Origin of the sequence: Paraflavitalea soli, assembly GCF_003555545.1 — a bacterium.
Taxonomy (GTDB): Bacteria; Bacteroidota; Bacteroidia; order Chitinophagales; family Chitinophagaceae; genus Paraflavitalea; species Paraflavitalea soli.
This window is the reverse complement of record NZ_CP032157.1, coordinates 5,599,793-5,611,828: the sequence shown is the minus strand read 5'-3', so window position 1 is coordinate 5,611,828 and position 12,036 is coordinate 5,599,793. Positions and strand designations below refer to the sequence as shown.

The 12,036-nt window shown below is 49.4% G+C and carries 10 protein-coding genes; 9 read left to right on the top strand and 1 reads right to left on the bottom strand.

Going from position 1 to position 12,036, the window contains the following annotated elements:
- Nucleotides 1–42 precede the first annotated feature (42 nt).
- From D3H65_RS21125 to D3H65_RS21085, 9 genes are all read left to right on the top strand, one after another.
- Entirely contained in the window at nucleotides 43–1,278 is a 1,236-nt protein-coding gene (locus D3H65_RS21125; protein WP_119052220.1) for a vWA domain-containing protein, read from the top strand.
- A 12-nt stretch (nucleotides 1,279–1,290) separates the two neighbouring features.
- The gene (locus tag D3H65_RS21120; protein WP_119052219.1) at nucleotides 1,291–2,412 is read left to right on the top strand and encodes an ATP-binding protein; all 1,122 of its coding nucleotides are present in this window, start codon (nucleotides 1,291–1,293) and stop codon (nucleotides 2,410–2,412) included.
- 5 nt (nucleotides 2,413–2,417) lie between these two features.
- Nucleotides 2,418–4,895 (top strand): leucine-rich repeat domain-containing protein, encoded by a 2,478-nt coding sequence (locus tag D3H65_RS21115; protein ID WP_119052218.1) that lies wholly within the window; start codon nucleotides 2,418–2,420, stop codon nucleotides 4,893–4,895.
- Nucleotides 4,896–4,925: 30 nt separating this feature from the next.
- Entirely contained in the window at nucleotides 4,926–6,413 is a 1,488-nt protein-coding gene (gene pdxR / locus D3H65_RS21110; RefSeq protein ID WP_119052217.1) for a MocR-like pyridoxine biosynthesis transcription factor PdxR, read from the top strand.
- Between the two features lie 93 nt (nucleotides 6,414–6,506).
- Nucleotides 6,507–7,430, top strand: a complete 924-nt coding sequence (locus D3H65_RS21105) for a haloalkane dehalogenase (protein ID WP_119052216.1) — start codon at nucleotides 6,507–6,509, stop codon at nucleotides 7,428–7,430.
- 46 nt (nucleotides 7,431–7,476) lie between these two features.
- Entirely contained in the window at nucleotides 7,477–7,926 is a 450-nt protein-coding gene (locus D3H65_RS21100; protein WP_119052215.1) for a DoxX family membrane protein, read from the top strand.
- A 12-nt stretch (nucleotides 7,927–7,938) separates the two neighbouring features.
- A complete protein-coding gene (locus D3H65_RS21095) occupies nucleotides 7,939–9,171 on the top strand; it encodes an MDR family MFS transporter (RefSeq protein ID WP_119052214.1) in 1,233 nt (410 codons plus the stop codon).
- The gene (locus D3H65_RS21090; RefSeq protein WP_211345528.1) at nucleotides 9,168–10,577 is read left to right on the top strand and encodes a GDSL-type esterase/lipase family protein; all 1,410 of its coding nucleotides are present in this window, start codon (nucleotides 9,168–9,170) and stop codon (nucleotides 10,575–10,577) included. The genes D3H65_RS21095 and D3H65_RS21090 overlap by 4 nt, the downstream gene beginning before the upstream one ends.
- Nucleotides 10,578–10,674: 97 nt before the next feature.
- Entirely contained in the window at nucleotides 10,675–11,397 is a 723-nt protein-coding gene (locus D3H65_RS21085; RefSeq protein WP_119052213.1) for an SMUG2 DNA glycosylase family protein, read from the top strand.
- 7 nt (nucleotides 11,398–11,404) lie between these two features.
- Here D3H65_RS21085 and D3H65_RS21080 read toward each other — a convergent pair whose 3' ends face one another.
- On the bottom strand, nucleotides 11,405–12,034 hold the full coding sequence (locus tag D3H65_RS21080) for a Crp/Fnr family transcriptional regulator (protein ID WP_119052212.1): 630 nt from the start codon (nucleotides 12,032–12,034) through the stop codon (nucleotides 11,405–11,407).
- Nucleotides 12,035–12,036 lie beyond the last annotated feature (2 nt).

Genomic DNA, 12,036 nt, shown 5'->3' with positions numbered 1-12,036 from the left:
GGCAGTTACTTAGATTTATATTTTTAACACTAAATCCTGTTGATGCCCCCTGTAGTTGATCATAGCCGTATCCTGGAAGAGGTTACGAGAACCAGCATCGCCTTATTACTACAGGAACCCTTCTATTCGCATTTTTTCAGCACCCTCAACAAAGAAGTAGTAGCCCCCGATGATGTTATCCAAACCATGGCTGTAGGACTCCGGGAGCGCAAGCATGTACTGTACATCAATCCCGTGTTCTGGGACCAGTTCTTTACCGACAAGCGACACCGCTACGGCGTAGTAAAGCACGAAATTCTGCACATCGTATACAAGCATACCCTGGCCAATATTAAGGGCCTTAACAGGCGCCTGGTGAATATTGCCATGGATATCGTGGTCAATCAATACATCGACAAAGCACAGTTGCCCCCGGAATCCATTTTCCGGGAAGATTTCCCCGAACTGCAACTGGCATCCGACGGATCCTGGCGCTACTATTATGAGAAACTGCTGCACCTGCAGCAAAACCTCGATACCCTGTTTGCCGGTACTGCCAGCGCTGCTGCTTTGCAGTCCATCCGCGATTCCTCACATGGACTAGACCGCCATGGCGCCTGGGAAGAGATCAGCGCCCTGGATGAGATCGAAAAAGGATTGCTGGATGCCGATATTGACAACCTGGTGCATATAGCCCGGGCAAAGACAAATGAAAAAAGCTATGGCAAACTGCCCGCTGGCTTTAAAGCTTACCTGAACCAGTTGTTGTACAAGGCAAAGCCATTGGTAGACTGGCGGCGTGTGATCAAACTCTTCTCCGAAAGCAGCAGCAAGACAAGGATACGGAATACACTCAAGCGTCCTTCCAAACGCTATGGTACCAACCCGGGCATCAGGGTGCGGCGATTGAAGAAATTACTGGTAGCCGTGGATACCTCGGGCAGCATCAACAAAGATGAGCTCCATGATTTCTTCAATGAGATACATCACCTGTGGCGTGGCGGTGCCGAGATACTGGTGATAGAATGTGACGCATCGGTCAAACGCACCTATGCTTACCAGGGGATTGCCCCTGCTTTTGTATTGGGAAGAGGCGGTACCAATTTCAATCCGCCGATCGAATATGGCAACAAAGAATTTTATCCCGACGGACTGATCTATTTCACCGATGGCGTAGCTCATCCGCCTACGGCCATCCCCAGGTTTCCCGTATTGTGGGTGATCAGTCGCCATGGCATCCAACCCGATTCAACTACTTTTCAACAACTGCCTGGCCGCAAAGCCCGGCTGATGGCTTAACGAATACACTATATGTCGACCAATACACAGTTCAATTACATTACCTACGGATCGAAGGCCCATGCAGGCCAGGTGATTCAATTGCTCGCGCATGTATGCGGCCAGTTCCTCGATAAGCCCCATGAGCAGCGCCCTACGCCCGTATGCATCTGGGGGATGCACGGCATTGGCAAAACAGAATTGATCAGGGACTTTGCCTTGAGCAAGGGTTATGAATTTGTATACATCGCTCCTGCGCAGTTTGAGGAAATGGGCGATCTGCTTGGCATGCCACGAATAGAACAAGCCGATGGCGTAGCCGGTACCAAATTCGTAGCGCCCGACTGGGTGCCGCATAAAGCCGGTCCCGGTATCTTTCTCATCGATGATGTGAACCGCGCCGACGACCGCATCCTGCGGGGCATCATGCAACTGCTGCAAAACTATGAACTCGTGAGCTGGCGGTTCCCGCCCGGCTGGCTGATCGTACTCACTGCCAATCCCGACGGGGGTGATTATTCCGTGACCACCATGGATGATGCCATGCTCACCCGTATGATGCACCTCACCATGGAATTTGAAGTAAAGGCCTGGGCCAAATGGGCCGAGCAAAGCGGCATTGACCCACGGGGTATTGATTTTATATTGACCTATCCCGAGATCGTAACGGGCACACGAACCACCCCCCGCTCGCTGGTACAATTCTTCCGTTCGCTGGAAGGGATTACCGACCTGAAACAAGAACTGGACCTCGTGAAGATACTGGCCGATGGCTGTCTCGATGCAGAAACCACCGTAGCTTTCATCACTTTTATCAATATGGATATGGACCAGGTGGTGGCGCCGGAAGAAATTCTCAACGCACCCCTGTTCAAGATAGTAGAAGAAAGAGTGAAAGCCCTGGTAGATGGCAAAACCAAACGCATGGATATCCTGTCCGTGATCATGACGCGCCTTACCAATTACCTCCTGTATAGTAAAGAAGAACTGACCGACAAGGCATTTGACAATATCAAGGCATTCATTCTACTGCCTTTTATTCCCAATGATCTGCGGCTGGCCATGGCGCAGGAGTTGGTAGCCTCCGATAAAAAAAGCCTGAAACGCCTGTACAGTATACCGGAGATCGGCAAACTGATCCTCACCAAAATGTAATCCTGATGGACTTAACAAAGTATATAAGATATAACGCGGAACATGGCCTCCTGGAATGGAACGACTATGAAGGGGCCATACCTTCCCTGCCCGATGATTTCTTCGATGCGTATCCCGGTGCGCGTACGGTGAGTATCCATTCCAATGACCTGACTGCCATGCCTGCCTCTTTTAATAAGCTAACACAGTTGAAGAGCCTTATTATTTACAAGACAAAATTCAGGGAGCTGCCTGCCGGTATTGAAAACATGTTATCCCTGGAGTATATAGGCATCAGGGATAATAACCTGATGGACTTTAATAAAGAGGCGGTGCGATTGTCTGCCTTGCCTGTCCTGCGATCATTGGAGCTGAATGGATACCGGGGCACTGGTTTCCCGGAGAAGATCAGCCTGCTCACCAGGCTGGAAACCCTGGCGCTTACCAATGCCAAAAAGAATGAGCAGGACATGCCCGGTATCTTTAAGGTTATAGCGGCATTGCCCCGTTTACAATATTTGCAGGTAGACTTCCCACATACCAACAGCATTGCTTTTTTGTCAGCGGCCAACCTGGCCATCCTGGATAGGCTAACGGAAGTAGAATGCCGGGGACTATGGATCAGTACCGATAGCCAGTTACCCCTGGCATTGGGCCTTACGAAAAAAGTAAAGTTCAGGTACAAGTTTGAGGACCTGTTAACACCCTTCCGCGCATTTGTAGCCGGCAAAGGATACAGTGACTTGCAAACCCAACTCCTGTTTGGCCTGTTTATTAAAAACATGCTGGGCATACAGGAGCTGTTGCCCAATAAGCTGGCTGCGTCGATTGCACAGCAACTAAAACCCAGCCTCCGGCTGCTGGACAAGCCAAAGGGGGAGACCATCAAGTCCATTAACAGCAAACTGGAGCAATACGGCATCAGTGCAGATAACAATGCGGATAACGAGGATACCATCGTAGTGGTGGGTGGTAATACCACCGTAGAAGAAGCGGCTCCTTTTATCGTTGCCGGGCGGTCGCTGATCACCGTAGATCACTTGAACGAAGTATTGATAGGAGGAGGCGATCATTGGTTACTGACGGAAGACAATGAACCCGTCAATGAACAGTTACTGCAATTGCTGTGTAGCAACCAGGTGGAGAATTACAAAGTAGCTTTCCAGATCATTGCCACCGGTGGCGCCAATAAGTCCATTCAAAGTATACTGGCGGCCATTATGATGGCCCATCCCGATAAGGAAGTGCACAAGGCGGCAGAAAAGCTGTATGATAAATATGGATCACAGGCTTTTAAATTGTATGTAAAAGAATCGAAGATATCCCTGCGTACAGGTGGTGATGTAGAGCGTAAGGTCAATTCCATTGTAAAGCATGTGGATGTGGATTCCATGCTCTTCAGGTTGATGTTTCATTGCATTGCCGGCGCCAATGATCATATTGCCCGCGTGAATACAGCCATCTTCAGCATCAGTGAATTGCCCGATATCAGTCTGCCCCGGGAAATGATCTTCTTTACAGGCATCAAAGAACTGCACTTTGATTCGTGTGAACGGTTTGATATCGGTGGCGCTATCGCACTCATGAAGCAAATGCCCGAATGCCGCGTGTTGATTCTGAATGGTTGTCATATTACCATCCCTGCCTCCATTGGGGAGCTTACGCAATTACAAACACTGGAGATCGCCCACAACACACTGGCCGATGAAAACGCCCTGCAATCCTTGCAGCAATTGCAGGTGCTCAATGTAGAAGGGATTAAATTAAAACAATGGGATTGGCTGGCATCGCTCACCCAACTCAGGACATTGAACATTAACAGTACGGGGCTAACGGCTATGCCGTCACAACTGTACGCTTTGCAGCAATTGGGCAAACTGGAAGCCAAACAAAATAAACTGACTGCCGTTCCCGAACAGCTGGCTACTTTGCCCATGCTCAACTACCTCGACTTGTCAAACAATGCCATCAAAGAATTTCCTTACTTCCTGGCACGGCTGGCCCTGGATACGCTTTTATTGCGGTCCAATAAGATCACCGAAGTGAATACCGATAAATTGTATGCCGCCAATAACAACAAGTCCCTGCAATGGGGAGAGCTGAACCTGGCACGCAATCAATTGACGAGTTTTCAGCTGCGGGAAGGGATGCACCAGCTGCGAAAACTGGATATTTCACATAATCAGCTGGAAGTGCTGGATGATTCGCTTTTTGCGGGGCCACTGGGTTCTTTTTATGCCAGCAATAATAAGATCAGTGTAATACCCAGAGCGGTCTTGAAATGCGGGTTCTATACTTACTTTTGGGTACAGCATAACCTGATCACAGAATTGCCGGATTATTTTGCAAAGGCCAGTATTCAAAACTGCGACCTAAGTAATAACAAGATCGAATCCATTCACCCCGATTTTGAAAAGTATGGCAAGGAAAATCATGGCAGGCTGTATTGGAAACTGGGCAACAATCCCTTGCCAAGGGGCCAGGTAGGCGGTATTTACATATAATAAGGGAGTTGGTTACATTCGCATGTCCTTATGGCAAAAGAATCACCAGAGATCATTCTTGCAGGCATTAAGCTTTCCCGGCAATTGGCCACGCCACTGTACTTACAATTGTATGAACAGTTGCGGGCGATGATCCTTGCTGGCCGGCTACGGCCTGGTGACCGCCTGCCACCCGGCAGAAACCTGGCCAAAGAGCTGGGCGTGGCGCGGGTGATCGTGAGCCAGGCCTACGAACAGCTGGTGATGGAAGGCTATGTAACAGGTAAGACGGGCGCCGGCACATTTGTGGCAGAAAAACTACCAGACCATTTATTGAATGCCACCCGCAATGGGCAGGTTCCTTCCAAAGCTACTGCCCCCCCTGTAAAACCCCTTGCAGCGAGGCCAGCAGAAAATGCACAAACGGGCAGCCGCATAGAGGCGGTCCCCTTCCAGGTAGGGATGCCTGCCCTTGATCAATTTCCTTATAAATTATGGCAGCAATCGGGAAACCAGGTATTGAAAAATTTCAAGCAGGCCCACCTGGGTTATGAGGATACCCTCGGCTGCTGGAACCTGCGCAAAGCCATTGCTGCCTACCTGCGCATAGCACGCGCCGTGACCTGCGAAGCTGAACAGGTGATCGTAGTAACCGGATCACAACAAGGGCTGAACCTGGTGGTTGAATGCCTGCTGAATAAAGGCGATAAGGTATGGATGGAAGACCCCGGTTATCATGGCGCAAGGATCGCTTTTACCAATGCAGGCGTAATACCCTGTCCAATACCTATAGAAGCCGATGGGTTGAACGTAGCACATGGCGTGCAGCATTTTCCGGATGCGAAACTGGCCTATGTGACGCCTTCCCACCAGTTCCCCATGGGGTGTACTTTATCGCATGGGAAGCGGGAGCAGTTATTGGATTGGGCCCGGCAACAGCAAAGCTGGATACTGGAAGATGATTACGACAGTGAGTTTCGCTATGAGGGAAGGCCATTGCCCAGCCTGCAGGGTATGGATACCGGCGGACGCGTCATCTACTCCGGTACATTCAGTAAGGTATTGTTTCCCGGATTAAGACTTGCCTATATCGTGTTGCCTACTGTACAAATGGTCAATGAGTTCAAGCGCGTAAAAGATAACCAGGACCGGCAATCGCCGGTGATGGAACAGCTGATCCTCTGTGATTTTATGGAAGGCGGTTATTTCCTGCGGCATATCCGCAAGATGCGCCTGCTCTATGCAGAACGCCAACAACAATTATTACACCTGCTGCAAACCCATTTGAAAGATCAGCTCCGTGTGAGCGTGGCGCCATCGGGCATGCATGTGCTGTGCTGGCTGCCGGAAGACATCGATATGACAAAGTTCAAAGAAGCCATTCAAAAGGAGCGGCTGGCTATTGCTTTCGTGAGTTATTTTACCATACAATATAAGTTGTCCCCGGCCATCATGCTGGGCTTTACCGCTTATACCAAATACAAAATGAAAGTGGGGGTGGAGAAGTTGGTGCTGTGCCTGCGGGAGGCTTGTCCTTAATTGGTCTTATCGCTTTGCGCATAATGGACCCAATGGCTTTGCACAAGGCCTGTTAGTTTTGTTCTCACAAATCGAACAACAAAACTAATAGTCATGGAAACAAAACAAACAAACCCGGCAACATCCCTCAGCAATGAGCCTGTTATTACCACCCGCGATAACCATCCCCGCAAACAAGCGCGGGTATTGGATGCCACCATGAGTTATATAGACGTGGGCCAGGGCGATCCGGTCGTATTCCTGCACGGCAATCCCACTTCTTCTTTTCTCTGGCGCAATATTATTCCCTGGCTCAGCAAATACCGGCGCTGCCTGGCTCCCGACCTGATCGGCATGGGCCAATCCGGCAAATCTCCCGGTAAGTCCTATCGGTTCGTGGACCATGCAGCTTACCTCGATGCGTGGTTTGAATCGGTAGGACTGGAGAAAGATATCATCCTCGTACTGCACGACTGGGGTTCTGCCCTGGGCTTTCACCGTGCCTTCCGTTTCCCGGAGCAGATCAAGGGCATTGCTTATATGGAAGCCATTGTGCAACCCCGCTTATGGAGCGATTTTCCCCATGGCCGTGATGCTATTTTCCGCGCGCTGCGTTCTGAGAAAGGAGAGAAAATGATATTGGAGGATAATTTCTTTATTGAAACCGTACTACCCAAAAGTATTATCCGTACCCTTGCTCCCGAAGAGATGGACGCCTACCGCGCTCCCTTCCAACATCCGGAGCACCGGCTGCCCACCTTATCATTTCCCCGGGAAATTCCCATTGAAGGTGAACCACCCCATATTGTTGCTGTGGTAGAGCAATACGGAAAGTGGATGGCTGAAGCCCCATTCCCTAAATTGCTGATCAGTGCCGAGCCGGGGGCATTACTGGTAGGCCGTGCATTGGACTTTGCCAGGACCTGGCCCAACCAACGCGAAGTATCAGTAAAGGGAATACATTATATTCAGGAAGATTCACCTGCTGAGATCGGGGAGGCCGTAAGAGAATTTGTGCTGAATGATTGCCTTGTATAACACCCATTGATAAAAACGAATTAGGTATATTTAAAAACACTTTATTATGGAATGGAAAATAGCTTTTGCACAATTGTTCCTGCGATTGGCGCTGGGCATCACTTACCTGGTGCCGGCACTTGACAGATTAGGCGTATGGGGGCCTCCCGGGGCAAAACAGGTGAGCTGGGGCAACTGGTCGAGCTTCAGCACCTATGCCCACCAGGTAATGTCCTTTTTGCCCTATCGATTGGCAGAGGTGTTGGCAATCATTGCTACCATTAGTGAAATCATTTTTGGGGTGATGCTGATTGCTGGTTGGTATACACAGTGGGTAGCCCTCGGCAGTGGACTGTTGTTATTGTTTTTTGCTTTGAGTATGGCTGTGTCCTTTGGCATTACCTCACCACTCAATTATTCCGTATTCACAGCCAGTGCAGCCAGCTTCCTGCTGGCCGCCATTCCTGCTTATGCCTGGAGTATTGACGCATTGGGTGCCACTGGAAACATAAAATAACCAGCTCACTGTATGCTACTGAGAATCGCACATACCTACCGCGCTTCCTTCACCGGCCTGAGCCGGGAAACCTGGCTGCTGAGTTCTATTATACTCATCAACCGGGCCGGTACGATGGTCGTACCTTTTATGAGCATGTACATCACGCAAAACATGCACCGTAGTGTAGCAGATGCCGGTATTGTGATCACCTTGTTTGGTATTGGTTCCGTGCTGGGGTCTGCTGCGGGCGGCTACCTGATCGATAAGGTAGGATTCAGGCCCGTACAGATCATTGCTTCTATTACAGGCGGTATCTTGTTTATTCTTTTTGGGATGGTACAGCATTTTACCACATTGTGTGCTTTGACAGTAGGGATGAGCTTTGTGGCCGAGTCTTTCAGGCCTGCCAACGTGGCTGCCATTGCGGCTTATTCAGCACCGGCCAACCTTACACGATCCTATTCCCTCAACAGGCTGGCAATGAATATAGGCTGGGCCGTAGGTAGTTCCATGGCAGGCATACTGGCCGCTATCAATTATCACCTGCTGTTTTGGGTGGAAGGGATTGCCTATATTCTGGTGGGGTTGCTGATAATTGCGTTGTTGCCCCGTACCCGTGGAGGACCGGTAAAAACAATACAGACAACCACGCCTGCAAAAAAGAAGTCCCCCTGGAAAGACCCCTTCCTGTTGCGCTTCCTGGTATTGACTACCCTTTATATGACATGCTTTATCCTCATGTTTAGGCTGGTACCTGTATTCTGGAAAGAAGAATTGCATATCAATGAGTCTGTGATCGGTTTATTGCTGGGACTGAATGGTGTGATCATTGCCTTGTTTGAGATGGTATTGGTAGGTCACTGGGAGCGTAAGCAGCGGCATGTGTATTACATTGTGGCAGGGGTGGTGGCTACAGGCGTGGCTTATTTATGCCTCACCCTGCCCCGCTTACCTGCCTTGTTCATTGCTACTGCGTCTGTACTCTTCCTCACTTTCGGAGAAATGATGGCCATGCCCTTTATCAATACAGTGGTCATGCAAAGGGCCGATGAACAAAGCCGCGGTAAATATGCGGCCGCTTATGCGTTGTCCTGGTCGGTGGCCAATATCACAGGCCCCGTGGGCGGCGCCCTGGTGGTGATGCAGGGTGGCTATACCTTGCTTTGGGGCATACTGGCAGGTTTGTGCCTGGTCTGTGCGTTTATTTTTAACCGGCTGCGCGATCAAAACATATCTAAAGAATCACGATCTTCGGTTTCATGAAAATGTTTGCCGGTTTTATCATCCTGCTATTGGCTGCCATACCCTGTACAGCCATCACCAAAGTAGCCTGCATTGGCGCCAGTATCACCTTCGGACATGGCATTGATCAACGCGAAGTCAACTGCTTTCCCGCCCAGCTGTACGAATTGCTGGGGAAAGATTATATGGTAAGCAATTATGGGGTAAGCGGCACCACCCTGCTGCGCAAAGGGGACAACCCTTATTGGAATACCGATCACTACCAGATGGCCCTTAAGAGCCTGCCTGATATTGTGATAATAGACCTGGGCGGTAATGACAGCAAGCTGATCAACCGCGTCCACCTCAGTGAGTATGAAAAAGATTGTACCGATCTGATCCAGGCTTTCCGGCAATTGGCTTCCCATCCCAGGATCATATTGCTGCTGCCCATTCCTGCTTTCCTCACCGATACCACACAAATCTATGACCGCGTGATCGTAAAAGACATCATTCCCCGCCTGCAACGGGTAGCTTATACCGAAAAGGTAGAAGTAGTGGATATGCACTCCTTGTTTGTTGACAAGCAAAACCTGATGCCGGATAAAATTCATCCGGATAAGGAAGGCGCTACTATTTATGCCCGGCGTTTGTATGAGCTGATCAAAGCTAAGCGGGATACATCGTTCAATATTTTCCCCGGCATTCCGGAGCCCATTACTGTGAGTTCCTTTTATGGATATGAATGTGCAGACTTTACTTTCCTCAATCGGAAATGCAAAGTAGTAAAACCCAAATGGTCGGCAATAAAGCGACCCTGGGTATGGCGGGCGAGGTTCTGGGGCCATGAGCCGCAGGCCGATATTGCCTTACTGGAGCGCGGTTTTCATATTGTGTATTGTGACGTGGCGGAACTCTTTGGTAACCCCGAGGCTATATCCTTGTGGAATTCCTTTTATGCATTGCTGACGAAAAACGGACTGGCCAAAAAGACGATACTGGAAGGCATGAGCCGTGGCGGGGTCTATGCTTTCAACTGGGCCGCTGAAAACCCTAAGCGGGTGGCTGCGGTATATGTGGACAATCCCGTGCTCGACCTGAAGTCATGGCCCGCAGGATTGGGCAGGTTCCCCGTCAGTGAGAAAGAAGCAGCACTATTCAAAGAAGACTTCCAGTTGACTACATCTACCCAGGTAAGGGAGTTTAAGGGCAGTCCCATTGATAAAGTGCAGGAAATTGTAAAAGGGCATTACCCCATCCTCATATTGTGCGCCGATATGGATGAAGCAGTAGCCCCGCAGGAAAATACCATGCTGTTTGAGAAAAAGGTAAAAGCCCTGAAAGGGAATATCACCGTTATCTATAAGCAGGGATTCAAACATCATCCGCACAGCTTGCCGAATCCAACACCGATCGTTGATTTTATAGTGAAGGCGGCGGGGATGTAAGAAAGGGTGAGCCGCCCCGGCTACGCACAAAACCTGGCCACAGAGCGGCCCACCCTGTAAACATTTTGTGGTATTTTCACTGACCTAAAGCAAACAGATGAGTCCTAAAAAGTTGCCGGCTACTGCCACCTTTGCCGACCGGGTGATCGATTTCAACAAGCATGTTCATTTTGAAGGCAAGCTACCTGCCGGCATACGGATCATGAATCCCTTCCGGGAGGATGAAAACGTGCTTCAGATATCTTCCACCTTCTATAAGAAGTTCTACGATGACCACCAGCCCCGTCACCTGATACTGGGTATTAATCCTGGTAGGTTTGGCGCCGGTGTTACCGGCATTCCGTTTACCGATACCAAACGACTCAAAAATGAATGTGGCATTCCCTATGCAGGCAAAGAGACCCATGAGCCTTCTTCTGTATTTGTGTATGATGTGATCAATGCCTTTGGCGGCCCCAAAGCATTTTATGGGCAGCTTTATATCAACTCCATGAGCCCCCTGGGCTTCACCTCAGTTGCTGCCAATGGAAAAGAGGTCAACTACAACTATTACGACAGCAAGGCCCTCACCGATGCCGTGTATGATTTCATCGTCAACAATATCCGCACACAAATAGCCCTGGGTGTAAAGACCGAAGTGTGCTTTTGCTTTGGTACGGGCAAGAATGAGAAGTTTCTTAAGCAACTGAACGAGAAAGAAGGGTTCTTTGGAAAGATAGTAGCGTTGGAACATCCACGTTTTGTAATGCAATACAAGCTAAAGACCAAACAGCTGTATATTGATAAATACCTGGCCGCTTTTCATGAAGCAATGGGATAAGAAGCGGTTAATGGTCATCAAATCTTTTCAGTAGCTTGTCCAGCTCCGCTTGAGTGAGGTGCAGATCGAGGCCATCTGCTGGTATAAAGTTTTTCTCCCTTAATTGTTTCAACGTACGGTTGAGGCTGCGCACGGAAATGGCCAGGTAATCCGCCAGGTCTTGTTTGGACAGCGCCAGCTCCTGGTACGAGAATAAAGAAAGCAGTTTCAGCAGGGTATATTCAATGGGATATAACTGTTGGTACGAAACCCGCACCGCCAGCTGACTTACCCGGGTGGCCAGCTCTTTCAGCATAATGCGGTTGAATTGTGCGTTTGTTTCCAGCAGCTGCCAAAAGGCACTGCTGTCAGTTTTATACAATACCAGCTCCGTTACCGCCTCTACCGTGCTCAGATTGGGCGCATTGCGAAACAGTTCGAGTTCTCCAATCACTTCCCCTTCGCCAAAGAACTCCAATATATAATCCTTGCCATTCTCTTCGGTGATATAGCATTTGGCGATGCCACGCTTAATAATGTAGACATAGAGGGCTTTTCCATCCTGGAGCAGTAGTTTCTGTCCGGGCTGCAGCCTTTGCTGCTGAATGCCGGGCAGTTGCTCAATAAATTGTAAGAGATCCTGATTTGTACGTATCATAT

Bases quoted from the DNA above. Each gene is read 5' to 3' on its own strand.
- D3H65_RS21125 (WP_119052220.1), top strand. From the start codon at position 43: ATGCCCCCTGTAGTTGATCATAGCCGTATCCTGGAAGAGGTTACGAGA.
- D3H65_RS21120 (WP_119052219.1), top strand. From the start codon at position 1,291: ATGTCGACCAATACACAGTTCAATTACATTACCTACGGATCGAAGGCC.
- D3H65_RS21115 (WP_119052218.1), top strand. From the start codon at position 2,418: ATGGACTTAACAAAGTATATAAGATATAACGCGGAACATGGCCTCCTG.
- pdxR (WP_119052217.1), top strand. From the start codon at position 4,926: ATGGCAAAAGAATCACCAGAGATCATTCTTGCAGGCATTAAGCTTTCC.
- D3H65_RS21105 (WP_119052216.1), top strand. From the start codon at position 6,507: ATGGAAACAAAACAAACAAACCCGGCAACATCCCTCAGCAATGAGCCT.
- D3H65_RS21100 (WP_119052215.1), top strand. From the start codon at position 7,477: ATGGAATGGAAAATAGCTTTTGCACAATTGTTCCTGCGATTGGCGCTG.
- D3H65_RS21095 (WP_119052214.1), top strand. From the start codon at position 7,939: ATGCTACTGAGAATCGCACATACCTACCGCGCTTCCTTCACCGGCCTG.
- D3H65_RS21090 (WP_211345528.1), top strand. From the start codon at position 9,168: ATGAAAATGTTTGCCGGTTTTATCATCCTGCTATTGGCTGCCATACCC.
- D3H65_RS21085 (WP_119052213.1), top strand. From the start codon at position 10,675: ATGAGTCCTAAAAAGTTGCCGGCTACTGCCACCTTTGCCGACCGGGTG.
- D3H65_RS21080 (WP_119052212.1), bottom strand. From the start codon at position 12,034: ATGATACGTACAAATCAGGATCTCTTACAATTTATTGAGCAACTGCCC.